General features: G+C 74.4%; 18 protein-coding genes. 10 read left to right on the top strand and 8 right to left on the bottom strand.

The features are described 5' to 3' along the window. From ACI79B_RS08750 to ACI79B_RS08740, 3 genes are all read left to right on the top strand, one after another. Positions 1-2721, top strand: a complete 2721-nt coding sequence (locus ACI79B_RS08750) for a GAP1-N2 domain-containing protein (RefSeq protein WP_456926892.1) — start codon at positions 1-3, stop codon at positions 2719-2721. 293 nt (positions 2722-3014) lie between these two features. Further along, positions 3015-4766: a hypothetical protein gene (locus tag ACI79B_RS08745; protein WP_457000111.1), complete on the top strand. Its 1752-nt coding sequence runs from the start codon at positions 3015-3017 to the stop codon at positions 4764-4766. Positions 4767-4794: 28 nt separating this feature from the next. After that, positions 4795-5340, top strand: a complete 546-nt coding sequence (locus ACI79B_RS08740) for a hypothetical protein (RefSeq protein ID WP_456926890.1) — start codon at positions 4795-4797, stop codon at positions 5338-5340. An 89-nt stretch (positions 5341-5429) separates the two neighbouring features. Here the strand turns inward: ACI79B_RS08740 and ACI79B_RS08735 are convergent, their stop codons facing one another. The 3 genes from ACI79B_RS08735 to ACI79B_RS08725 form a co-directional block, all read right to left on the bottom strand. Beyond that, positions 5430-5954, bottom strand: coding sequence for a DUF4234 domain-containing protein (locus ACI79B_RS08735; protein WP_456926889.1), 525 nt, complete (start codon positions 5952-5954; stop codon positions 5430-5432). A gap of 229 nt (positions 5955-6183) precedes the next feature. Next, entirely contained in the window at positions 6184-6642 is a 459-nt protein-coding gene (locus tag ACI79B_RS08730; RefSeq protein WP_456926888.1) for an NUDIX domain-containing protein, read from the bottom strand. Positions 6643-6654: 12 nt separating this feature from the next. After that, positions 6655-7212, bottom strand: coding sequence for a hypothetical protein (locus ACI79B_RS08725; protein WP_456926887.1), 558 nt, complete (start codon positions 7210-7212; stop codon positions 6655-6657). Positions 7213-7365: 153 nt separating this feature from the next. Between ACI79B_RS08725 and ACI79B_RS08720 the strand changes: the two genes are divergently transcribed. Together ACI79B_RS08720 and ilvA are read left to right on the top strand one after the other, a co-directional pair. Further along, positions 7366-13344, top strand: coding sequence for a DUF4011 domain-containing protein (locus tag ACI79B_RS08720; RefSeq protein WP_456926886.1), 5979 nt, complete (start codon positions 7366-7368; stop codon positions 13342-13344). Between the two features lie 47 nt (positions 13345-13391). Next, complete coding sequence (gene ilvA, locus ACI79B_RS08715; RefSeq protein ID WP_456926885.1) at positions 13392-14693, top strand: threonine ammonia-lyase IlvA; 1302 nt, start codon at positions 13392-13394, stop codon at positions 14691-14693. Here ilvA and ACI79B_RS08710 read toward each other — a convergent pair. Further along, a complete protein-coding gene (locus ACI79B_RS08710) occupies positions 14690-16927 on the bottom strand; it encodes a SpoIIE family protein phosphatase (RefSeq protein ID WP_456926884.1) in 2238 nt (745 codons plus the stop codon). The genes ilvA and ACI79B_RS08710 overlap by 4 nt on opposite strands. 11 nt (positions 16928-16938) lie before the next feature. Beyond that, positions 16939-17289 carry an STAS domain-containing protein gene (locus ACI79B_RS08705; protein ID WP_456926883.1) on the bottom strand — a complete coding sequence of 117 codons (351 nt, stop codon included), beginning with the start codon at positions 17287-17289 and terminating at the stop codon, positions 16939-16941. A 68-nt stretch (positions 17290-17357) separates the two neighbouring features. On the opposite strand from ACI79B_RS08705, the gene ACI79B_RS08700 reads away from it, so the two are divergent. Continuing rightward, entirely contained in the window at positions 17358-17786 is a 429-nt protein-coding gene (locus ACI79B_RS08700) for an ATP-binding protein (RefSeq protein WP_456926882.1), read from the top strand. A gap of 550 nt (positions 17787-18336) precedes the next feature. Continuing rightward, entirely contained in the window at positions 18337-18813 is a 477-nt protein-coding gene (locus ACI79B_RS08695) for a hypothetical protein (protein WP_456926881.1), read from the top strand. Positions 18814-19187: 374 nt separating this feature from the next. Here ACI79B_RS08695 and ACI79B_RS08690 read toward each other — a convergent pair whose 3' ends face one another. From ACI79B_RS08690 to ACI79B_RS08680, 3 genes are all read right to left on the bottom strand, one after another. After that, complete coding sequence (locus ACI79B_RS08690) at positions 19188-19814, bottom strand: HD domain-containing protein (protein ID WP_456926880.1); 627 nt, start codon at positions 19812-19814, stop codon at positions 19188-19190. Positions 19815-19916: 102 nt separating this feature from the next. Next, positions 19917-20882 carry a TIGR03557 family F420-dependent LLM class oxidoreductase gene (locus tag ACI79B_RS08685; RefSeq protein WP_456926879.1) on the bottom strand — a complete coding sequence of 322 codons (966 nt, stop codon included), beginning with the start codon at positions 20880-20882 and terminating at the stop codon, positions 19917-19919. A gap of 123 nt (positions 20883-21005) precedes the next feature. After that, complete coding sequence (locus ACI79B_RS08680) at positions 21006-21437, bottom strand: ester cyclase (RefSeq protein WP_456926878.1); 432 nt, start codon at positions 21435-21437, stop codon at positions 21006-21008. Between the two features lie 242 nt (positions 21438-21679). Between ACI79B_RS08680 and ACI79B_RS08675 the strand changes: the two genes are divergently transcribed. The 3 genes from ACI79B_RS08675 (at position 21680) to ACI79B_RS08665 (ending at position 24839) form a co-directional block, all read left to right on the top strand. Next, positions 21680-22858 carry an RtcB family protein gene (locus ACI79B_RS08675; RefSeq protein WP_456926877.1) on the top strand — a complete coding sequence of 393 codons (1179 nt, stop codon included), beginning with the start codon at positions 21680-21682 and terminating at the stop codon, positions 22856-22858. A gap of 120 nt (positions 22859-22978) precedes the next feature. Further along, a complete protein-coding gene (locus ACI79B_RS08670) occupies positions 22979-23908 on the top strand; it encodes an MBL fold metallo-hydrolase (RefSeq protein WP_456926876.1) in 930 nt (309 codons plus the stop codon). Positions 23909-23921: 13 nt separating this feature from the next. Then, positions 23922-24839: a fumarylacetoacetate hydrolase family protein gene (locus ACI79B_RS08665; RefSeq protein ID WP_456926875.1), complete on the top strand. Its 918-nt coding sequence runs from the start codon at positions 23922-23924 to the stop codon at positions 24837-24839. Positions 24840-24952 lie beyond the last annotated feature (113 nt).

Genomic DNA, 24952 nt, shown 5'->3' with positions numbered 1-24952 from the left:
ATGCTGCACGCCCAGTTCACCTACACGGCCTCCAGCCGGCGTGGCCCCTTCGACATCGGCGCCGGCTGGAAGGTGTCGGCCGTCGCCAAGGACGACTCGGTATCCGACGACGTCATCCGTCGGGCGGCCCGCAATGTCGGCGGCTTTGTGCCGCCGGCATTGCCAGAGCTCGCGTCGAAGGCCGACGTCGACGCACTGCCGCACTGCCTCCGGCTCGACCTGCTCGACGGTCCCGAGCGCCTCGTCTGCCTGAGCTCCATCGTTGCGGCCGGGCCGGACTACTCGGGGCGGCCCAACCTGTTCGCCCACGGGCTGGTGGTCTCGAGCGGAGGACTGACCGATGAGCGGGAGAAGCCCATCCGGCCGGCGGACCTGTGGGACGCCGACCTGTGGCTCCGGCCCTTGGGGACTCGGGCAGCGGAGGAGAGTCAGCTCGACGAGCGGCTGCAAGACCTGACCCGCGGGCCGCTCGACGACGCTGCCCTGGACGCCTTCACCCGCGCTCACCGGAACCAACTTGAACTCGTGCTAGCCGCGGTCGAGCGACATCTGCGCGGTGACGCCGGCCCGCTGGTCATCGTCGGAGACGAGTCGTTCTCCTCGGTGGCGACCTGGGTGGGTTTGATTGGAAGGCTCCTCCTGCCGGCCTCAGCCTGGCGGCTGCCGTTCAGCACCTACGAGCGACTCCGCGACGCCCGCACGGCGAACGGCTGGCCCTTTGTCATCGTCGGGGTGCCGCCGGCTGACGCCGGAGTCGCCACAACTCTGCCCGGCAGCAAGTTCGCCGTCGTCCATGACACTGAGCAGCCCGTACGCACGAGCCACGGCGGCTGGGCTCTGCATGACGGCACGGAGCTGGCCGCGGGACCGTGGGCGCGGCTAGCAGAGTCGGTCATCACCTCTGACTTCCTGCCCGTGGTGGCCGAACAAGTGGAGGCCCTGGCAGAGGACGTTGGCGCGACGGCCGTCGACAAGCCACTGTGGGCCCTCGGAGCCGCGGTCTTGCTGGACGAAGATCTGCCCGAGTCCTTCGGCTTTGATGCTGCCGCCGTCGTTGCCGACCACTGGCCGACCGGCCTCGACGCCGGGACGACCTTCGACAGGCTGCTGGAACGGGTCCGAGAGCTCGCCGCTTCTGGGTCGCGGGCCGCGGAGCAGCTCCTGAAGCATGCCGACGGTCGTCCCGACGGCGTGGTAGCTCAGCAGGCATGGGTGAAGCCAGTCCGGACGGCGCTGACACCACCCGTGGACTTCGCGAAGCATCCACTTCAAGGGCCGCTGGCGGGGGCACCCCCCGCGGCGCCCCGCGAGCTCGACGAGGTTTCCGACAGTGCACTGGAGGAGGTGACGCAGGCGGCCGACCCAGTGCGCGCGCTGCTGGAGATTGCCGGCCAGGTGGACGTCGGCGCGAGCTCGGTAAACCTGCGGTTGCGGGCGGTCGAGCTGGCGCAGGAGTTGCTGGTACCGAGGCTGCTCGCCCCTACCACCGAGCCCGCCCGCCGAGGATGGCCTCCGGTGCCGACCTGGCTGTGGGACGCGCTGGTGCCGACCCTGGCCGAGACGCCGCGGCTCGAGCACGGCATGAAGCTGCCCGGGCAGAATCTCTCGGCGGCCACGCACGAGTGGCTTGCCTCGCTGTCTGTGCCGGTTGGCGAGTTGACCGTCGAAGCGCTGCGCAGGACGGGTCCGGTTGAACGGGAACGCGCTGCCTACCGACTATTCGTCCAACGAGCCGACATCACGCCGCTGGAGCGCGCCGCGGCCTTCCTCGCCACAGTCAACTCATCGGCGATCAATGAGAACATGTCGATCGACCGATGGGCTCATAAAGCGGCTGAGATGGCCTATCCGCGGTCGTCACCGCTCGACGCAGTTACAGCTGTGATACTCATGGAGGCGCTCCCCTCCCACATTCCGTTCGCCTCCGTTCTTGGCGCGGTGCTGCTGCGATACCCCATCCCCGACGCTACGACACAGAATGCCGTCAAGCGACTGAGCCAGCGTGAAGCGGCGCCAAAGACGCTCGAAAAGCTGCTGGAGCGGCATCAGCGCGTCGACAATCCAGAGATGAGGGCCGTCGCAGTGCCGATTCTCTTAACGAAGGCGCCGGTTGCCGCTCCCAAGCGTTCCCTTGCCCTAACCGAGGCGAGGACCGCCCCTGACGAAGTGTTGGTCGCCACTCCTAAGCAGCTATTGCCACTCTTGATCGCAGCATCTGCGTCACCATCGCAGTCCGCACGGGCACCTGTCGCCGAGGCGTTGCTGCGAGTAGATGTCCGGGCGCTGCCGATGACCCATCTTCCGCAGTACACCTGGGATAGGGACATGCCATGGGAGGACGGATGGACCCGTCTTGATGGCAACGAGACCAATCCTGGTATCAGGACAATGCTGGCGGCTCACCTCATGTGTCGTGGTGCGCGCGCACGGGCATGGCCGCGAGAGGACTGGGCTTCGCATTGGCTCACGCAGACCGGCAGAGAGCGGCACAGGCTCCGGGTTGAGGCCGTGGCAGCCAAACTTCTATTGCCGGGAGACGCGCGGATTGACGTCGTGGCCCTGGTGCATGCACTCATCGAACAGACACCCAAGAAGCCACCCGAGATTGCTTCCGACTCCGAGCGCCATGAGGAGGAATGGCGCCGAGATGCCGTCCAGCGGATCCGTCGACTTGTCGCCGAGCAGCGCGACCGGCCGTCACCTGTGAAGCGACATCGATGAGTGATCCCCTACACGGCTACGTCGTCGCCAGGGCCGACTGGCGGCCGGGGACGCAGGCTCCGCTCCAGTGGGAGCTGGAACAGGGCACACGGGACTTGCCTGTCGAAGTCGTGCGTGAGGTCCTCAACGACCCCGCGTCAGCTGTGCCCCCAGCGTCGATCTCCCCCCGACCGGTCGGTGGCGTGCTTCGCCCGTACCGGCTGCGCCTCTCGCCCATGGGTGACGGCGGGCTGGTCTGCCTGCGAGCGATGACGGCAGCACCTCCGGACCCGTCGAGCGTGGTGCGTCTGCGGATGGCGGCCCTCCTGGTCAACCCGTCCTCGGTCGGCGTCAACGGCCTGCGTCCCGCAGACCTGTGGGATGCCGAGGTATGGACAGCCGCATCCGGCCCCCATCCAGCCACATCGCTCCACCGCGGACCACTCGACGACGACGGCCTGACCGCCTTCTACAGGGCCCACCTTGGGCAGCGCGAGATGGTCCTGGCCGCGGTGGAGCGCTACCTCACCAGTGGAGCCCCGCTGGCTGTGGTCGGTACGGAGGTCTCGGCACCGGCCCACTGGGCGTTCCTGGTCGGCCGGCTGTTGCTGCCGTCCGCGGCCTGGCGTCTGCCGTTCAGTACGTACGAGCGACTCGATGCCCGGCCCCTCGGAATCACAGAGCCGTCCGCCATCGTAGGCGTACCAGTGTTGGGAAGGGTCGCCCCGCGAGCGCTGGCCGCACAGGGCTACACCGTCCTGGCGGACGACGAGGAGCCGATACGGAACGGCCAGGACGAGTGGGCTCTGCGGTCGGGTCCCGCCCCAATCCCCGGTCCATGGGCACGCCTGGCCGAGACGGTCATTGTCGCCGATCTGTTGCCGGAGGTGACACGACGTATTGAGCGGCTGGCCGTCGAGGTTGGGGACTCCACCGCTGATCGACCAGCCTGGGCTCTCGCAGCAGCCGTCCTACTGCTCGACGACGTGGACGAGTTTGGAGACCTCGGAAGAGACGCAGCTGCACTGGTGCTCGATCACTGGCCCGCGGCACTTCAGATGGGGAGCAAGACAGCCGAACGGCTGCTGGAGCGGCTGCGCCGTCACATCAGTCCCCCGTCGCAGGTAACGGAGCTGATCTTCCAGAGGTCACATCCATCGAACGTGGTCGCATACGTGGCCTCGTTGGAGCGGCTGCACGCCGCGCTGACCTCGCCGGCTGTCTTGGACCGGCACCAGCACACGCTGCCGGAGCTGTTGGCGATGACTTACCCCGCGGCGCGCCGAGAGCTCGACAAGGTGCTCGGCGGTGCCCTGGAGTGGGTGATGGCGGCGGCCGATTCGGCGCGCGCACTTCTGGAAATCACCGGTCTGATGGACGGCGCCGCGAGCCCGTTGGACCTGCGGTTGCGGGCGGTCGAGCTGGCGCGAGAGTTGCTCGTACCCAAGCTCCTCGAATCGGCCACCGACCCAGCTAGGAGCGGCTGGCCGCCGATACCAGCCTGGCTGTGGGACTCGGTGGTCCCCGAACTGGCCACGACACCACAGCTGGAACACGGCATCGCGCTGCCGGGAGAGAACCTGTCGACGGCCATGCACGAGTGGCTCGGGTCGCTGTCGCTGCCGGCCGGGGAGCTGACGGCCGAGGCGCTGCGCAGGACGGGACCGGTTGAGTGGGAGCGCGCTGCCTACCGGCTGTACGTGCGCCGGGACCAGGACATCACGCCGCTGGAGCGGGCGGCGGCCTTCCTCCGTACGGTCCACTGCGCTGCGGTGAACGAGGGCACTGGGATGGACCGCTGGGTTGGAAGGGCCATCGATGAGATCTATCGGCGCCCGCCGCTCGACCTCCCCACCGCCCTCGTGCTCATGGACGTACTTCCCCCGGACTTGGCGTTCGCCGCCACGCTCGCCGGGGTGTTGCAACGGACTCCGCCGAGCGTCATGACCCGGGCGGCGGTCGAGCGGCTTTACTCGCGGGAGACGATCCCCAGCACGCTGGAGAGGCTCTTTGCGCGGCACCAGCATGAGGAAGTGCCCACTGCGGTCCGGCCCGTGGAAGGGTGAGTCTGGTGGCGCATCAGGTGAGGTGCTGGTGAAGTCACTGAAGCAACTGTTCCCCGATTTGATCAAGATGTCCGCCGCGCGGTCGCGCTCGGCGTTGATCCCGGCTGCCGAGGCGCTACTGCGGGTCGACGTCCGGGTGTTGCCACTACAGGGACTGCCGGCGTCCGTCTGGGATGGCTCTATGCCATGGGGGGACGGCTGGGCCCGCCTCGACACTGGGCAGACCGACCCCGCCGCGCGCACCAAGCTTGCAGCCAACCTGCTCTGCCGAGGGGCCCGCGCTCGCTCATGGCCGCGTGAGGACTGGGCGGCCGACTGGCTGACCGGGTCTGGCGAAGAGCGGCGCACGACATGGGCCGAGACGGTCGCCGCGCGGCTGCTGCTCCGCGGGGATCCGCGAGTAGACCTTCTTGCCCCGGTGAAGGTCCTCATCGAGCAGACACCGTGCGTACCGCTCAAGAAGGCACCTGACAGCCGGAAGCGCGAGGACGCCTGGCGGGATGACGCGCTCACCTGGGCCCGCCGGGTGAGCTCCGTCAAGCGCCGGCCGTCACCGGTCCCGCGGATGTGGTGACCGGCCCTCGGGCCTTGGGGGCGCCTCGTCACGCGTAGGCCGCGCCGCCCGCGGGTGCGGACGGCGCCGCCGACGACGAGCGGTCCGGCTCAGGCGGCGCCGAGGGACCGCCAGTAGGCGTTGAGCGCGCCGTTGGTCTTCACGAACCAGACGATCGGGCCGACGACCAGGAAGATGCCCGGGAAGTACCAGAGCCCCGTGGCACCGCTGACCGGCTTGGGGCGGCCCATCCGCGCGTACAGGTTCCCGACCTCGCTGCTGACGACGTACGGCGAGGCGATGCCGAAGAAGATCGCGATGACCAGGGCCAGGCCGCCGCCGAGGCCCTGACCGCTGTGCCGCTTCATCTCGTCGTGCACGCAGTAGAACCAGACCAGGCTGTAGATCCCGAAGGTCACGATGAGCAGCAGGATGGCGATGCCGGTGCTGCGGACCTTGCCGATCGGACCGGACTGGGGGTACTGCGCGCTCACCGGGACGGGCGGCATCGGCTGGCCGGTGTAGCCGGGGAAGGCCGGCGCCTGGCCGAAGGGAGCCTGGCCGTACGGGGAGTACGGCGTGGCCGCGTAGCCGGGCTGCTGCGCATGCGCACCCGGGAACGGAGAGGTGGTCATGGTCCCCTGATTCGGAAGGGCCGGCGGTGTCTCCGTCGGCGTCGCAGCAAGCTAGGCAGCGCCGTACCGGAACGTCGGGACGCGACCGGCGACACGGGCACAGCAGTCACGCCGACCCCAGCCGTGTGCCGGCTCCCCGCCCGATGCGACGTGGGACCGAGCGCACGACGTCGACCTGACGTCGTCTCGAGGGACGGGAGACAGCAGCAGGCCGACGAGCGGCGCGGGGTCAGCCCGCGAGCAGGTCCAGCAGCCGGTCGAGGTAGGGCACCTGGCCCTTCACCAGCTTGCTGCGCGCCTCGTCGACGCCGAACCAGGCGGCGCGGTCGATCTCCGGGAACTCCTGCAGCCGCCCCGACCGCGGCGGCCACTCGATCGTGAACGTGTTGCTGACGGCGGCGTCCGCGTCGAGGTCGCCCTCGCCGGCCCACACGGTGAGCACCTTGCCGCTCGTCCGCAGCTCGCCGAGCGGCACCAGCGACGCCGCCGGCACGGGGCTGCCGAGCTCCTCCTCGAACTCGCGGTGCGCGACCGCGAGCGGGTCCTCGCCGTCGGCGTACTCGCCCTTCGGGAACGACCAGGCGCCCTCGTCCTTGCGCGCCCAGAACGGCCCGCCCATGTGACCGAGCAGCACCTCCACGGAGGACGTGCGCCGGTACAGCAGGACCCCCGCGCTCCGTCTCGGCACCGGCTCAGCCTGTCACGGGCAGCGCGGACCCCGGTCGCCGTTGCCCCGGTCGTTGCCGCGGCCGTCCTGGCCCCGGCCCGGCGGGTCGTCGCAGGGGACCAGCGGCTCCGCGGCCGGGACGGGTACGGCCGTCGTCGTCGCGGCGGGTGCCGCCGACGGGACGGCGGCCGGCACCTCGGCGACCACCTCGGCGACCACCTCGGGGACGGCGGCCGGGGAGGTCGGGGACGGCGGAGGCACGGCCGACGACGGGGTCGGCGACGCCGGGCGCGCGACGGGGGCGGTCGGCGCGGGCGTCCGCACGACCGGCGGCGCGGCGTCCACCGCCGTCCCGCTCACCGCGGGCGCGACCAGCACCGCCAGGCCGCCGACGGCGAGCAGCACCGCGAGCGCGCCGACCACCGCGAGCCAGCGCCGGCGGGCGGCCGACCGGGCCGCCCGGTGCCGCGAGGAGGTGGGCAGCCGGTCGGTGTCCAGCCCGTCGGAGAGCCCGTCGAGCAGCCCGCCGGAGAGGTCCCCGGAGAGGCCGTCGGAGGGACCGTCGGGCGGGGGCTCGGGAGCGGTGCGCACCCGGCCGAACGTACGGACGGGACGACCCCGTTCCGGCCACCGACCCGCTCCCCCGTGCCCGCCCGGCAACGTCTCGGCCCTCCCGTCACACCCGCCCCAGACGCTCCACGCGGATGACCGGACCGGTCCGTCCGGACCGGTAGACAGAACGGCATGAGCACCACGGACACCCGCCCGCATCCGCACGACGGGGTCCGGGCTGCCGTGGCGATCTCGGCCACCAGCACGCCGGTGCTCTCCTACGCCCTCGCGCACAACCGCGTCCCGGTCGTGTCGCGGCTGGCGTTCACCAACCACGGCGCGGCCGTCCGCGGCGCCACCGTGCGCCTGGGCGTCCAGGACGCCGAGGGCCCCATCGGCAGCCCGGTCGAACTGCTGGTCGACCTCGACGCCGGCACCACCACCGTGCTCAGCGACGTCGGCCTGGTCATGGACCCCGCCGCGATGCTGCAGATCGAGGAGCAGCGGCCCGGCTCGATCGAGATCGACGTCGCCGTCGACGGCGTGGACGTCGCCGGCACCGCCGTCCCGGTGCAGGTGCTCGCCGCCAGCCAGTGGCTGGCCACCCCGGTGCCGCTGGCGCTGGAGATGCTCGCCGCGCACGTCCTGCCCAACCACCCCGCGGTGACCGCGCTGCTGGCCGAGGCCGCCGCGGTGCTCGAGGAGCGCACCGACGACCCGTCGGTGCAGGGCTACCAGGCCGGGCCCGAGCGGGTCGACGAGATCGTCGCCGCGATCGCCGCGGCCGTGCGCGCCCGCGGCATCCGCTACAGCGAGCCCCCGGCCAGCTGGGCCGACATCGGCCAGAAGGTGCGCACCCCCGGCGACGTCCTCGACGGCCGGGTCGGCACCTGCCTGGACACCGTCGTCGTGCTCGCCGCCGCGCTCGAGGCCGCCGGCGTCCGGCCGCTGCTGTGGGTGGCCGAGGGGCACGCCTTCCTCGGCTACTGGCGCGAGGAGCGCACCGCGGAGAGCGCGGCCACCACCGACGTCGCGCCGCTGGTCAACCTGGTCGACCTCGGACTGGTGCGGCTGGTGGAGACGACGCTGCTCACCAGCCGCAGCGCCGAGGACCCCGACCCCGAGCGGCTGCACCGTGCCGCCTACGACGCCTGGCTGCCCGGGGCGCTGGACCGCGTCGTCGGCGTCACCGACGTCCACCGCGCCCGCCGCGACGGCATCCTGCCGCTGCCCGCCCGCACCCGCGGCCCGGACGGCTCGGTGCAGGTCATCGAGTACCGCGCCGCCGAGTACGACCCGGCCGCCCGCCCGGCCGGCCGGCACGCCGCCCCGGTCGCCGGCGGCCGTCCCGGCGTGCCGCCGCGGGTGCAGCAGTGGAAGAACAGCCTGCTCGACCTCAGCCTGCGCAACCGGCTGATCAACTACACCGAGGGCGCCGGCCTGCCGCTGGTCGTCCCCGACGCCTACCTCGCGGGCCTGGCCGACCTGCTCGCCGGCGACGACGCCGTCACCCTGCTGCCGGGCGACCGGCTGGCCGCCGTCCACGTCGAGCGCGGCGTGCGCTCGGCCCGCGAGCTACCGGTCGGCCTGCTCGGCGAGGCGCTGGTCGAGCGCCGCACGGTGCACGCCGACGTCACCGAGGGCGGCTACCTGCCCCGGCTGCGCGGGCTGGCGCACCGGGCGCGGACCGTCCGCGAGGAGACCGGCGCCAACAACCTCCACGTCGCGATCGGCAGCCTGGCCTGGGAGCTCGACGGCCGGTCGCTGCGCTCGCCGCTGGTGCTGCTGCCGGTGGTCCTCTCCCCCGCCGGCCGCACCGGCGCCTACCGGCTCACCGCCGACGAGTCCTCCGCCGCCAGCCCCAACTGGTGCCTGCTGGAGAAGCTGCGCCAGGTGCACGGCCTGACGGTGCCGGGGCTGGACGGCGAGGGCATCGACGTCGACACCGCGCTGACCGCCGTGCGCCAGGCGCTGGCCGACGCCGGGCTGCCGTTCCGCGTCGAGGCCACCGCCGACCTCGCCGTCCTGCAGTTCGCCAAGTACCGGCTGTGGCGCGACCTCGACGAGCACTGGGCCGAGCTCACCGCCAACCCGCTGGTGCACCACCTCGTGCACGCCCCGACCGAGGCGTTCACCGACCCGGTGCCGGCCGCGGCCGCCGACGTCGACCTCGACGAGCTGGCCGCCCGCTGCCCCGTCCCCGCCGACGCCTCGCAGCTGCGGGCGGTGGCCGAGGGCGTCGCCGGGCGCACGTTCGTGCTCGAGGGCCCGCCCGGCACCGGCAAGTCGCAGACCATCACCAACCTGCTCACCCGCGCGGTCGCCGACGGCAAGCGGGTGCTGTTCGTGGCCGAGAAGCGGGCCGCGCTCGACGTCGTCGCCCGGCGGCTCGAGGCGGTCGGCATGGGCCCGTTCGCCCTCGACCTGCACGACCGGGGCGCCCGCGCCGCGGAGGTCCGCGCCCGGGTGCGCGCGGCGCTGGACCACGCGGTCGCCGTCGACGAGCAGGGCCTGGCCGCCGACGGCGACGACCTGCGCGCCGCCCGCCGCACGCTGGCCCGCTACGCCTACCGGCTGCACGCGCCGAACGCCGCCGGGCTGTCCTACTACTCCGCGCGGACCGCGCAGCTCGCGCTCGGCGGCGACGTCCCGCAGCTGCCGGTGCCGCAGACCTTCGCCGCCGCCGCGCCCGCCGCGACGCTGGCCGAGGTGCGCCGCGCGCTGGCGCTGCTGCCCGACGTCGCCGACCTGGTCCGCCCCTCGCCGCGGCACCCGTGGGCGTTCGTCGACACCGCGCGGGTCGACCTGCGCGCCGCCCAGTCCGCGGCCGCCGAGGTCGACGCCGCCATGCGCGCGCTGCCGGCTGAGGAGCACCTGGCGCGGGCGCTGCGCGAGGTGCGCACCCCGGGCGACCTCGACGACCTCGCCCACCTGCTGTCCGGCCCCGCCGTCGGCCTCGACGTCCTCGACGAGGTGCCGACCGAGCGCTGGACGACCGCGACGACGACGGTGCTCGGCGAGGTCGCCGCCTTCACCTCCGCCGTCCACCCCGGGCTGGAGCTCGCGACCCCCGAGGCGCTGGCGCTGCCGCTGGCCGACCTCTACGTCGCCGCCCAGACCGCGCAGGCCGCCCGCTGGTGGGCCCGCCGGCAGGGGCTGCGCGCGGTGCGGGCGCAACTGGCGCCGGTGCTGCGCCCGGGCGTGACGGTCAAGCTGCGCGACGTCGCCGAGCTCACCGCCTCGCTGTGGCGGCTGCAGACCGCCGCCACCGGCATCGCCGCCCGCGCCTCGGTGATCCCCGGGCTGTCGGTGCCGGCCGGCTGGAACCCGCTGCTGGACCCCACGCTGCTCGACGGGCAGGTCGCCGGGCTGCGCCGTGCCGGCGCGGTCGTCGACAGCGCCCGCGAGTTCGCCGTCGCGCTGCGCCGCTACGTCGTCGCCGGTCCCGGTCCGGACGCCGCCGCGGCCACCGCCGTCCGCCGGCTGCGCGACGGGCTCGACGCGCTGCTGCGGGTCTGCTCCAGCACCCCGGCCGCGCTGGCCGCCTGGTGCGGCGACGACGGCGTGGTGCTGCGCTGGGCGATGACCCGCCCCGAGCGCGGCGTCGAGCACAGCGGCCTGATCTCGCTGCGCCGCTGGGCGGAGTTCCTCGACACCCTGGAGCCGCTGCGCGCCGCCGGGCTGACCGAGGCCCGCGCCGCGCTGGTGTCCGGCCGGCTGCCCGCCGAGGACGCCCCGCGCGCGTTCGAGCACGGCCTGGCCGCCGCGTCGACGGCCGAGCGCCGCGCCGCCACCGGGCTGGACGGCTTCGACGAGGCCGCGCACGGCAAGGCGATCACCCGGTTCACCGCCGCCTCCCGGGCGGTGCGCCGGCACCTGACCGCCGCGCTGCCCGCCGAGGTGCTCGCCGGCCGGGACCTCGGCGACGCCGAGGACCGGCTCGGCGCCCTGCAGCGCGAGCTCGGCCGCTCCCGCCGCGGGCCGGGCGTGCGCGCGCTGCTGGCCGAGTACGGCGACCTGGTCACCGGGGTCATGCCGTGCGTGCTGGTCAGCCCCGACTCGGTGGCGCGGTTCTTCCCGGCGAAGGCCGGGCTGTTCGACCTGGTGGTCTTCGACGAGGCCTCGCAGATCCGCGTCGCCGACGCCGTCGGCGCGCTGGGCCGGGCGAAGGCGGCCGTGGTCGTCGGCGACAGCGAGCAGATGCCCCCGACATCGTTCGCCGAGCCGGTCTCCGTCCTCGACGACGAGCTCGCCGAGCTGCTCGGCACCGCCGTCGAGGACGAGGAGTCGATCCTCTCCGAGTGCGTGCAGGCGCGGGTGCCGCGGCACTGGCTGTCCTGGCACTACCGCAGCCAGGACGAGTCGCTGATCGCCTTCAGCAACGCGCACTACTACGAGAACCGGCTGTCGTCGTTCCCGGCGCCCACCCACGGGCGGCCCTCGGCCGACGTCGACGGCCGCGGCATCTCGCTGGTCCGGGTGCAGGGCACCTTCCACCGCGCCGGCGCCGGCCGGCTGCTGCGGACCAACCCGATGGAGGCCAAGGCGGTCGTCGCCGAGGTCCGCCGCCGCTTCGACGCCTCGCCGGACGCGGTGCCGTCGATCGGCGTGGTCACCTTCAACGCCCAGCAGCGGGCCTACATCGAGTCGCTGCTGCGCGACGCCGGCGACGAACGGCTGGCCGAGGCGCTGGACCGCACCGACGGCGAGGGCCTGTTCGTCAAGAACCTGGAGAACGTGCAGGGCGACGAGCGCGACGTCGTGCTGTTCTCCACCGGCTTCAGCCCCGACGACCGCGGCGTGCTGCCGCTGAACTTCGGCCCGCTCAACCGGGTGGGCGGCGAGCGCCGGCTCAACGTGGCGATCACCCGCGCCCGGCGGCAGGTCGTCGTCTTCTCCTCCTTCGACCCCTCGGCGCTGCGCGCGGAGCAGACGTCGTCGCTGGGCATCAAGCACCTGCGCGCCTACCTCGACCTGGCCGCGCTCGGCACCGACGCGCTGCCCCGCGAGGCCCGGCGGCCGTCCGTTCCCGACCGGCACCGCGAGGAGATCGCCGCGGCGCTGCGCGAGCGGGGGCTGGCGGTGCGCACCGACGTCGGGCTGTCGGAGTTCCGCGTCGACCTGTCCGTGGCCCGGCCCTCCGCGCCGGAGAGCCCGGTCGTGGCGGTGCTGCTCGACGGCCCCGAGTGGGCGCGCCGCCGCACCGTCGGCGACCGCGACGGCCTCCCGGTCGAGGTGCTGTCCGGGATGCTCGGCTGGCCCGCGGTCGAGCGGGTGTGGCTGCCCTCGTGGCTGCGCGAACGCGACGCCGTCCTCGACCGCCTGGTCGCCGCCGTGGCCGCGGTCCCCGAGCCGGCGCCCGCTCCCCCGGCCGCCGCGCTGACCGTGGTGGACGACGTCGCCGCCCCCGTCGTCGAGCTCCCCGTCGCCGAGGCGGAGCCGGAGCCCGCCGCCGAGCCGGAGACCGACCCCGAGCCGCGCGGGCTGCCGACGCTGCGCTCGATGGTGTCCGCCGCGGTCACCGCGCTGCCGGTGCCGCGGCACGCGCCGGTCGAGGCCCCGGTGGTGACGACGCCGGTGACGCCCGTGCCGCTGACCGTCGTCCCCGACCCCGTCGAGGAGCCCACGCAGGAACTGCGCTTCCGCGCGTGGGCGCCCAAGCCCGCGGGCGACCGCAAGGTCCTCGACGGCCTGGCCGACCCGCGCAACGCCCGCCTGGTCAAGCGCGTCCTGACCGCCGGGGTCAGGGCCGAGGGGCCGGTGCACCGCGACCGCCTCGTCCGGCTGGCCGCCGGCGCGTTCGGGCTGACCCGGGTGAGCGAGGCCCGCCGCGACGCGCTGCTGGCCCTGCTGCCCGAGGGCTCGCTCGACGGCGACGTCGTCTGGCCCGAGACGCTGGACCGGGAGACCTGGACCGCGTTCCGCCGCCAGGCCACCAGCACCGCGCGCCCGCTCGAGCAGGTGCCGGTGCAGGAGGTCGGCAACGCGATGGTCGCGCTGTGCCGCGCGTCGGGCGGGCTGACCCAGGACGAGCTGTTCCTGCGCACCGCCGAGGTGTTCGGCTACCGCCGCCGCACGCCGTCGCTGGCGCCGCTGCTGGCCGGGGCGCTGGCCCGCGTCACCGCCGCCGGCCGCGTCACCGCCGGCGACGACGGCCGCCTCACCGCCTGAGGGCGGCAGAGATGGCCATGTCTGCCGCCGGAGCAGGATGGAGCACCGTGAGCACCTCCGGGACGACCGAGGCGGCCGTGATCCGGGACTTCGCCGCCGACGTGCGCGACGCGGTCGGCCGGCTGGCCGGGGTCGCCGAGCGCACGCCGCTGCAGCGCAACGAGCGGCTGTCCGCGCTCACCGGCGCCGACGTCCGGCTCAAGCGGGAGGACCTGCAGGTCGGCCGGTCGTACAAGGTCCGCGGCGCCTACAACACGATCAGCCGGCTCGACGACGCCGCCCGCGCCGCCGGGGTCGTCTGCGCGAGCGCCGGCAACCACGGCCAGGGCGTCGCGTACGCCTGCCGGGCGCTCGGCGTGCGCGGCGCGGTCTTCGTCCCCGGCACGACGCCGCGGCAGAAGCGCGCCCGAATCCAGGCCCTCGGCGGGGACACGGTCGAACTGGTCGTCACCGGCGACACCTACGACGACGCCGCGGCCGCCGCCGCGGCGCACGCCCGCACGACCGGCGCCACGCTGGTCCCGGCCTTCGACGCCTGGCCGGTCGTCGTCGGGCAGGCGACCGTCGCGGTGGAGGTGCTCGACCAGCTCGGCGGCAGCGCGCCCGACGTCGTCGTCCTGCCGCTCGGCGGCGGCGGGCTGCTGGCCGGCTGCGGCACCTGGCTCGCGCAGGCCGCCCCCGGCACCCGGCTGGTCGGGGTGGAGCCGGCGGGCGCGGCGAGCATGGCCGCGGCCCTGGCCGCCGGGCGGCCGGTCGAGCTGCCGGAGATCGACACCTTCGTCGACGGCGCGGCGGTCCGGCGGGCCGGCACGGTCACCCACCCGCTGGTGCGCGACTGCGGCGCCGAGCTGGTCGCCGTCCCCGAGGGGCAGGTCTGCACCGAGATGCTCGACCTGTACCAGGTCGACGGGATCATCGCCGAGCCCGCGGGCGCCCTGGCCTCGGCCGCGCTCACCGGCGGCACCGTGCGGGTCGAGCCGGGGCAGACGGTGGTCTGCGTGCTGTCCGGCGGAAACAACGACGTCAGCCGGTACGCCGAGGTCATCGAGCGCTCGCTGGTCCACCAGGGCCTCAAGCACTACTTCCTCGTCGAGTTCCCCCAGGAGCCCGGCGCGCTGCGCCGCTTCCTCGACGACGTCCTCGGCCCCGACGACGACATCGTGCTGTTCGAGTACGTCAAGCGGGACAACAGGGAGACCGGCGCCGCGCTCACCGGCATCGAGCTGGGCACCGCGTCCGCGCTGCCCGGCCTGCTCGACCGGATCGCCGCCAGCCCGCTGCGCATCCAGCACCTGACGCCGGACTCCCCGGCCTACCGCTACCTGGTCCGCGGCGGCGGCCCGGGCTAGACCCGGGCCAGCCCCACCACGGTGACGTCGTCGGTGCCCGCCGGGTCCAGCGCCGCGACGACGCCGTCCACGACCTCCTGCGGCTCCCCGGCGATTCCCGCCACCGCCGCGCGCACCGCCTCCATGCCCTCGGGCAGCGGGCGGTCGCGCCGCTCGACCAGGCCGTCGCTGTAGAGGAGCAGCCGGTCGCCGGCGTCCAGCCGCAGCGCCACCTCGGGGTAGTCGGCGTCGTCGAGCATGCCGAGCGCCGGCCCGCGGCCGTCGGTGACTAGCCGCGCCGCACCGGCGCGGGCGTGCACGGCGGGCAGGTGGCCGGCGTTGGCCAGCGCCAGCTCCCCGCTGCGCGGGTCCAGCTGGACGACCTGCGCGGTCGCCATCTCCCCCGGCAGCAGCGCGGCGACCAGCCGGTTGAGCTCGGCCAGCGCCGCGGCCGGGCCCTCGTCGCGCAGCAGCGCGGCGCGCAGCGCGTGCCGCAGCTGGGCGGTGACCGACGCGGCGGTCAGCCCGTGCCCGGCGACGTCGCCGAGCACCACGGCCAGCCGCCCGCTGGGCAGCGGCACCAGGTCGTACCAGTCGCCGCCGACGACGTCGGCCTCGCTCGGCCGGTACCGCGCGCCGAGCGCGACGCCGGGCACCTTGGGCAGCTCCTCGAGCAGCAGGGTGCGTTGCAGCGCGGCCGAGAGCCGGTCGTCCTCGCCGGCGCGGGCGAGCACCGCCTCGCCGAGGTGGGTGGCCAGCGCGCGGGCGGCGGCGACCTCGTGCTCGTGCCAGGGGCGGGCGGTGCCGCGCACGGTCTCGGTCCAGCGGGCGAACGACCGGCGCGGGGACAGCCGCCCGTCGGTGACCTTCGACGTGGCCGGGTCGCCGCCCCAGCTGACCTCGCGCGGGGTCTCGGGGCGGAACCAGGCGAGGAAGTCGCCGCGCCCGCCGCCGACCTCGACGGCGAGCACGCCGCTGGCGTCGTCGGCGAGGTCGTCGAAGCCGGGCAGCGCGAGGGTGAGCCGGTCGGTGGCGCCGCCGGCCCGCAGCACCGCGGGGACGACGGCGGCGACCCGGTCGGCCGGCGGGGTGCGCCCGAGCAGGTGCAGCCGCCCGTCGAGGCGGACCGCGGCGCCGGCGGCGGGCAGCAGGTCGAGCGCCGTGAGGTCGCCGTCGACGAGCGCGGCCGCGGGGGTGCGCGGCGTGCGGCCGATCGCGGCCACCAGCCCCGCCTCCCGCTGTGCGACGGCGACCACCCGGTCACGCTCGCCGGCCTCGACGGTGGTGTGCAGCAGCAGCGAGGCGGTGCGGCCGAGGAACTCCGCGGCGGTGCGGTCGGCGTAGGAGGGGCGGTGCGCACCGCTGTAGCCGTGGCAGGAGATGAGCCCCCACAGCCTGCCGCGGTCGATGAGCGACACCGACATCGACGCGGTGACGCCCATGTTGGCCAGGTACTCCAGGTGCACCGGCGAGACGCTGCGCAGCATCGCGCCGGACAGGTCCAGCGGCCGCTCCGTCCCCGGGACCAGCGGCGGCTCCAGCGGCACCGGCGTGTAGGTGGCGTCGGGGATCAGCCGCATCCAGTTGGTGGCGTAGAGCGCGCGGGCCTGGGCGGGGATGTCACTCGCCGGGTAGTGCAGGCCGAGGAAGGGCTCGAGGTCCGCCCGCCGGTCCTCGGCGACCACCTCGCCGTTCCACTCGGTGTCGAAGCGGTACACCATCACCCGGTCGAAGCCGGTCAGCGCCCGCACCTCGCGGGCCAGCACGGCGGTCAGCCCCTCCAGCGACGTCGGCGCGGACAGCCGCTGGAGCACCGTCGGCAGCCGCCGGTGCCAGGCCGCGCCGGCCTGCCCGGCGCCGGCGACCGGCTCCCACTCGGTGACCAGCAGGTCGCCGCTGCGGGACAGGACCAGGTCCAGCTCGCTGCCGGCCGGCGCCACCCGCAGCGGGCCGGCCTCGGCGAGGTCCGCGGCCAGCGCCGCCCGCAGCCGGTCGAGCTGGGCGGAGGTCAGCAGGTCGGCCAGCGTGCGGCCGGTCGGGTCGGTGCCGAGGACGTCGGCGGCGTTGGCCGAGGCGACGACGACGGCGAGGTCGGGCTCGGTCACGGCGAGCAGCGCGCCGTGCGGCTGGATCGCGCCGGGGACCGCGATCGGCTCCTCGGCGCAGCGGGCGAGCGCCTCGTCGTCGACCCGGCTGCGGAGCGGGTCGGGACCCGGGGACGGCGGGGTCGCGGCGGGGCTCTCGGTCGCGGTCATCGCGGCCGACCCTACGACCCGACCTCCCCGTCGGTCAGGCTCGCCGTCTCGACCACCGGCACCAGGCGGGACAGGTCCAGCAGGTCGATGACCATGCGCACCGGCTGGTTGTCCCGCGGGCAGACGACCTGCAGCGCGGTCCCGGCCGCGGCGGCCTGCTTGGCGGCACGGACCAGCTGCCGGGCGCCGGAGGAGTCCATGAAGACGGTGCCGGTCAGGTCGATGACCAGGGACCGCGGGTGGGTTGCCAGTTCGTCGTCGACGTACGCGGCGAGGAGCGCCACCGTGGCGATGTCGAGTTCACCGCGTACCCTCAGCCCGGGCCGCCCGTTCACCGCCACGCGGTCGACGGCGAACAGCACGATCAGGCTCCCTCGGTACCCGGAACGGACCCGAGGAGCGTACGCGCCGTCACGGGAGGGGGCTCGGCATGGACATCGCGTTCACCGTCCGGCTGCCCGTCGACGTCGACAGCGTGCCCTTCGTCCGCGGCCTGTGCCGGCAGGCTCTCCAGCACCTGCGGATCGAGCAGACGGTCGTCGAGGAGACGACGCTCGCGCTCACCGAGGCCTGCGCGAACGTCGTCCAGCACGCCGGGGACCACGCCGGGTACCAGGTGTCGGTGGAGATCGACCGGGCGCTGTGCCGGATCACCGTGGTCGACGACGGCACCGGCTTCGACCACGCGGAGGCGGCCACCCGGCCGGGCCTCGACGGCGAGCGCGGCGCGGGGCTCACGCTCATGCAGGCGCTGGTCGACCGGCTGGACTTCCGCCTCGACCCCGAGGGCCGGCACTGCGTCAGCCTGGAGAAGCGGCTGACCAGCCGCCCGTCGCTGCGCCTGCTCGACCGCGGCTGAGGACGGACCCACCGCTCCTGCGGACGCTCGTGCTCTGCACACACCTGTGCGCAGAGCACGAGCTCGCGCGGGGACCAGGGCCTGCCCTGCGGATTTCGTGCGCCGCCGGCCCTGTCCCTGAAGGCGGCTTCAGAGACACCTGAGAGCCATCAACGCCGAAGGGGTGAAGTGCTGGCAGCATCACGGCGGTTGTTCGCGACTCCGCCTTCAGCGCCGCCCGAGGACTTCGATCCGCGCTTGGCTGCGTACCGGGAGGGAGGCGGTCACCTCTACCGAGCGGATGGCAGCTTCGTGACCATCCGCGAGGAGCCAATCGTCACCGGGTGGGGTCGTGGTGCCGCTGAACACTGCCGACACGACGGCGCCACCGGCTGATCAGCCCTCGGAACCGACCGCGACGCCGACCGCCAGGGGCACTCCGCGCGACGGCGCGCCGAGTCTCGTGACGCTCCGTCGTGGAGGCCGGATCCGACCCGTCCCGCGTCGGGGAGGGCAGGGCCACAGTCCCCTTCGCGCGGGCCGGACCCGGCCCCGGGATTGGGAGGTCGACATGTCCCAGCTCACCAGGCGTATCGCCGTGACGGTCGGCATCGCGGCGGCAGTCGTCGGCGGAGCGACGCCCGCCCTGGCGGCACCTCCCGTCATCGAGCGGATCCCGGTGGACGACACGTTCGCCGACGACTTCCTCAGCGGAGAGTGCGGCGTGGACGTCACCACCACGATCCGCGGACAGATCATCACCCGCGAACTCAACGGCGGCGGGAACAGCCCCCTCGAGCTGTCGACCGTGAACCTCACCGTCACGGCGACGTCGGCGAACGGGTCCTACCGGCTCAAGGACGTCGGTGCCGACCTGTTGCGGCAGGAAGCCGACGGCACCCTCGTCCTTTCGGTCATCGGGCAGGTGCCCTTCGGCTTCACCGGCATCCTCCGGGTCAACCCGGACACCGGCGAGGTGCTCTTCGAGCCGCAGCACAACACGGAGGACGACCTCGAGGAGGCGTGTGCCGTGCTCCGCGGCGACTAAGTCAGACGCGGATGACGCCCCTGCGGTCCTGCGGGCTCTGCAGGGGCGTACCAAAGCCACGGGCTTGTAGCAGTCGAAGGTCGTTGTCTGTCGCGTTATCCGGGCGCGGCTGCCGGCGACCGCGACAGTGACGGGGTCACCCGACCCGCTTCCACTCGATGCGGCGGGAGGCGGTCCACGTCGGTGGGGTGAGTCCCTCACGCCGGCTTGATCGCAGAGGGCGGCAAGGGCATGGGGGAGCGGCCCTGTGGGACACGTCCGCACACGACGGCGCCTCCCGGGGCGCGACGACGGTCAACCGTCGTGGTGTTCAACTCTCAATCTGCACGCGGAGCCATGTCCCTAAGTGGGCCGCTCAGGGACACCGGCAGCAGTCAGGGCGCACACGATCCGCAGGACAGGCCCTGGGTGTCCAGCAGGTTGGCCCGGGCGCGGGCGGCGAAGCCGTTCGCCGAGAACCGGCCGGCCAGCGAGTCCGGCTTGCGGCGGGCCTGGTCCTCGAAGCAGGCGACGAACTCGCCGATCAGGTCCAGCCGCGGGTACTCAGCGAGGACGGCGGCGCGCAGGTCGGCGGGCCAGGCGTCCGGGTCGCGGCCGGAGATGTCGAGGCCGGTGGCCAGCTCCAGCAGGTGCCCCTCCGGGTCGGCGGCGGCGTCGACCTCCGGCGCCATGTGCGCGACGACGATCTCCGCCACCCGGCGCCGCCGCGCGGCCGGCCAGCCCGCGCCCGCGGCGAACACCCAGCCGACCGCTCCGCCGGCCTCCTCGAACGGCACGGTCGCGCTGTCGAAGACCGGAACCAGGCCGATGTCGTGCACCATCGCCGCGACGAACAGCAGCTCCTCGTCGAAGGCGATGCCGTGCCGGGCCGCGTGGTCGGCGGCCCACAGGTAGGAGCGCAGGCAGTGGTTCACCAGCGCCGGTGAGCTGAACTCCTGCACCACCTCCCGCGCGAGGCGGCAGGCGGTGGTGTCGGGCAGGGCGGGGAGGGAGGCGGTCACGGCCGGCGAGTGTGCCGCCACCGGGACCGCCGTCGCGTCCTCCCGCCCCGCCCGCCGCGCACCCTGGCAGGTCCGTTGCGGAACCCGGCAGGGACGACGGCGTCAGGACGCCGCGAGTCCCCTGACCCGCTCGATGAGCCCGCCGGCGCAGGCGTCGATGAACCCGTCGGGGTCCGGGCCGACGTTCTGCAGGACGAGGTGGTCGAAGCCGGCGTCGACGTAGGGCTGCGCCTGCTGCAGGTGCTTCTCGATGTCCGGCCCGACGGAGAACTGGCCGCGGATGTCCTCGGCCTTCACCGTCTGGCTGGCGGCGTCGAAGTTGACCGGGTTGGGCAGCTCGCTCATGACCTTCCAGCCGGTGAGCGCCCAGCGGCTGGTCCGGAGCGCCTCCTCGACGGCGGACTCCTCGTCCTGCGCCCACGCCATCGGCACCTCGGCGTAGAGCGGGCCCTTGCCGCCGGCGTCGCGGAAGGCGGCGACGAGGTCCTCGCGCGGCTCGGTGGCGAACAGCCCGTCGCCGTACTCGGCGGCCAGCTCCGAGGCGTTGTGCCCGCCGCTGGCCACCGCGATGACCGGGAGCTCGTCGGGCAGGTCGAACACCCGGGCGTCCTCGAGCTGCAGGTACTTCCCTTCGAAGGTCTGGTAGCCGCCCTGCCAGAGCTGCCGGATGATCTGCAGCGCCTCGCGGAGCATCTCGTGCCGCACGTGCACCGCCGGCCAGCCGGTGCCGACGACGTGCTCGTTGAGCCGCTCCCCCGCGCCGATGCCGAGGGTGAACCGGCCCTCGGCGAGGATCTGCACCGTGGCCGCGGCCTGGGCGATGACCGCCGGGTGGTACCGGATGATCGGGCAGGTCACGCCGGTGACCAGGCCGATCCGCTCGGTCTTCGCGGCCATCGCGCCGAGCATCGACCAGGTGAAGCCGCTGTGCCCCTGGACGTCGAGCCACGGGTGGTAGTGGTCGCTCATCTCGACGAAGTCGAAGCCCGCCTCCTCGGCCCGCACCGTCTGGCGGACGATCTCCTCGGGCGGGAAGGCCTCGGTGGCGAGCTTCAGTCCGACCTGCATCGCGTGCGTCCTCACTGTCGGGTCCAGCGGTCGCACGAGGGCTGCCCGGGGCCCGCGGAACGGAAACGGCACGCCGGGGTCCCGGACCGCCGCCGCCGGCGGTCCGGGAGGCGCCTCCCCGGCTCAGCCCGGGACGACGTCGAGCCGCAGCCCGAGCTGCTGCAGGAGGGTGAGCTGGTCGAAGTAGCCGACCACGCGCGTGATGCCCGCCGGCCCGGTCTCGATCAGGTCGACCCCGGTCAGGTCGGCCCGGCGCTCGGTCGGCGCCGGCAGGCCCGGCAGCACGCCGCTGTTGGTGCCCTGCAGGCGCCAGCGGACGTATGCCCGGGAGCCCTCGCCGACGACGTCCTCGACGGTCAGCGTCAGGTCGGGGAAGGCCGCCAGGAAGCCGGAGACGAACCCGGCGACCGCGCCCTTCGGCAGGGGCTCCGGCAACGAGGGGTCGGTGTAGACGCCGTCGTCGGCGAAGGTCGCGGCGACGGCGTCCCCGTCGTGGTCCTGCCAGCCGCGCAGGTAGCGCTCGGCCAGCTCGGCGGCGCCGAGTGTCGTGGTCATCCCGGTCTCCCCTCGGACGGTGGGCGGGGCACCGCGGCGCGGACGGGGGCCGCCGCGCGCCACGGCGAGGTGGTCGCGCGAGGGTGCCGAGGCTAGTGCCGTGCCGCCCGGAAGCCGAGGGAGTTCCCCGCCGCGGGGTCCCCGGGTAATGCGGTCGCGCTGCGCGAGCCGAGCGCGTTGACTGCTCCGGCCCTCCCTTCCACCGCGGGGACCGGGCCCTGCACCCACAGAGAGAAAGGACGATGGAGAAGATCAGCGAGAGGCTGCTCAGCTGGGCCTCGATACTCGAGGACGCGACCCGCGAGCAGGCCGAGCGCACCGCCTCGCTCCCGTTCATCCACCCGCACGTGGCGCTCATGCCCGACGCCCACCTGGGGCTCGGCGCGACCGTCGGCTCGGTCATCCCGACCGACGGCGCGATCATCCCGGCGGCGGTCGGCGTGGACATCGGCTGCGGGATGATGGCCGTGCGCACCCAGTTCACCGGCGACGACGTCCGCGGCCGCAACCTGGCCGTGCTGCACGAGCAGATCGCCCGGGCCGTCCCGCTGTCGGCCGGCCGCGCCAACCGGAAGGTGCGCGACACGGCCGCGCCGCGGGTCGAGGAGCTCCGCGGCATGCCGGGCGCCGAGCAGGCCGACGGCGTCGTGCGCGACTGGGCGCTGCAGCTGGGCTCGCTCGGCTCGGGCAACCACTTCATCGAGGTGTCCCTCGACGAGGCCGACCGGGTGTGGCTGTTCCTGCACTCGGGCTCGCGGGGCGTCGGCAACAAGCTGGCGTCCAAGCACATCCGGGTGGCGCAGGAGCGCACGCGGGCCCGCGGCGCCGCCGTCCCCGACCGCGACCTCGCCTACCTGGAGGAGGGCGAGCCGGAGTTCGACGCGTACGTCGAGGCGCTGCGCTGGGCGCAGCGGTTCGCCGCGCTCAACCGCGAGGAGATGATGGACCGCGTCGCCGACCAGGTGTCCCGCTTCATGAGTGGACATGGCCTGACCGAGGAGGTCCGGCGGGAGCAGGTGGTCCAGTGCCACCACAACTACACCGAGCGGGAGACCCACTACGGCCGCGAGGTGTGGCTGTCCCGCAAGGGCGCGATCGCCGCGCGCCCGGGCCAGTGGGGGCTCATCCCGGGCTCGATGGGCGCGGCGTCCTACGTCGTCGTCGGGCGGGGCGACGCCGCGTCGCTGACCTCCGCGCCGCACGGTGCCGGGCGGGCGTTCTCCCGGTCGGCCGCGCGCAAGCGGTTCAGCCGGGCCGACCTCGACCGGCGGATGAGCGGCATCGCCTGGGGCCGCTCGGACGCCTTCCTCGACGAGCACCCCGAGGCGTACAAGAGCATTGACGTCGTCATGGCCGACGCCGCCGACCTGGTCGAGATCCGGCACACGCTGCGCCAGGTGGTGAACGTCAAGGGCGACTGAGTCCCTGCCGCGTGCTCGTGCTCTGCCCCGCCGGTGTGGGCAGAGCACGAGCACGCTGGAGCACCTACCCGAGGAGCCCGCCGACTTTCCGTGCCACCTGGGCTCCAGCAGAGTGACGGCGTGACGACGTCGATCGAGGCCGCGGCGCTGCAGGAGGTGGCACCGGGCGTCTTCGCCTACGTGCAGCCCGACGGCAGCTGGATGATCAACAACACCGGCGTGGTCACCGGCGACGACGGCACGGGGCTGATGGTGGACACCACCTCGACCGAGGCCCGCAACCGTGCGCTGCTGGCCGCCGTCGGGTCGGTGGCGCCGGGCCGGCTGCGGGCGCTGGTGAACACCCACCACCACGGCGACCACACCTTCGGCAACTGGCTGGTGCCCGCCGAGACCCCGGTGGTCGGGCACGTGCACGCGCGGGAGGACCAGCTCGCCGCCGGGCTGCTGGCCGCGCAGGTCCTCACCGGCCCGGACTACGGGCACCTGGAGGTGCGCCCGCCCGACGTCACGTTCACCGGCGCGCTGACGCTGCACCTCGGCGAGCGGGCGGTGGAGCTGCACGCGGTCGGGCCGGCGCACACCCGCGGCGACGTCGTCGTGTGGCTGCCGGCGCAGCGGGTGGCCTTCGCCGGGGACATCGCCTTCGCCGGCGGCCAGCCGTTCCTCGCCGAGGGCAGCGTGGCCGGCTACCCGCGGGCGATCGAGGCGCTGCGCGCGCTACAGCCCGACGTGCTGGTGCCCGGGCACGGCCCGGTGTGCCGCGGGGAGGAGGTCCCCCGGCTGCTCGACGACCTGGCCGGCTACGCCGCCTTCGTCGACGCGACCGCGCGCGAGGGGCACGCGGCCGGGTGGTCGCCGCTGGAGACCGCGCGGCGGCACGCGGACAACCCCTACGCCGGGTGGCAGGAGTCCGAGCGGCTGGTGGGCAACCTGCACCGCGCCTACGCCGAGCTCGACGGGCGGCCGCCGGGCGAGCGGCTGCCGCTGACCGGGATCTGGCCGGACATGGTGGCGTTCCACGGCGGTCCCATCGGCTGCCGGGCGTGAGGGAGGAGAGCTGATGCGCTGGGTCACCTACGTCTCGCCGTCCGACGGCGCGGAGCGGGCCGGGCTGCTGCGCGACGGGCAGGTGCACGGGTTCGACGCCGCGCTGGCCGACCTGCTCCCCGACCTCGCCGCGGCGGCCGGGCGCATCCCGGCCGAGGTGGTGCCGGAGGACGGGCTGGTGCTGCGCGCGCCGGTGCCGCGGCCGCCGTCGGTCCGCGACTTCCTGTCCTTCGAGCAGCACGCGCGCAACGCCGCCGCCGCGTTCGGCCGGGAGGTCTCGCCGGTCTGGTTCCGGCAGCCGGTCTTCTACTTCACCAACCCGGCGGCGGTGCGCGGGACCGGCGAGCCGGTGCCGGTCTCCCCCGGCTCGGCGGCGTTCGACTACGAGGTGGAGGTCGCGGCCGTCGTCGGCCGGGGCGGGTCGGACCTCACGCCGGAGCAGGCCGAGGCCGCGATCGCCGGCTACACGGTGTTCGTCGACTGGAGCGCCCGCGACGTGCAGGGCGTGGAGTCCCAGGTCGGCCTCGGCCCGGCCAAGGGCAAGGACGGCGCGACGACGCTCGGTCCGGTCCTGGTCACGCCCGACGAGCTCGAGCCGCACCGCTCCGGCGCCGGCTACGCGCTGCGGATGGCGGCCGCGGTCGACGGCGTCGAGCAGGGCGGCGGCAGCTGGGCCGACATCCGCTGGTCGTTCGGGCAGATGCTCGCCTACGCGTCGCGCGGCACCGAGCTGCGGCCGGGCGACGTCGTCGGCAGCGGCACGGTCGGCAGCGGGTGCCTGCTGGAGCTGCGGTCGCTGCACGGCGAGGAGCGGCACCCGTGGCTGCGGCCGGGCGTGGAGGTCACGGTGACGGTCGAGCGGATCGGCACGGTGACCGCGCCGATCGTCGGGGGGCCGGAGCCCGTCCCGCTGGGTCCCCCGGCGCAGTGACCCGACGCGGGGGGGGGGGGGGGGGGGGGGGGGGGGGGGGGGGGGGGGGGGGGGGGGGGGGGGGGGGGGGGGGGGGGGGGGGGGGGGGGGGGGGGGGGGGGGGGGGGGGGGGG

It is taken from the genome of Geodermatophilus sp. SYSU D00879 (assembly GCF_054050375.1).
Note: the sequence above shows the minus strand (reverse complement) of the source record. Positions and strands in the feature narration are given on the sequence as shown.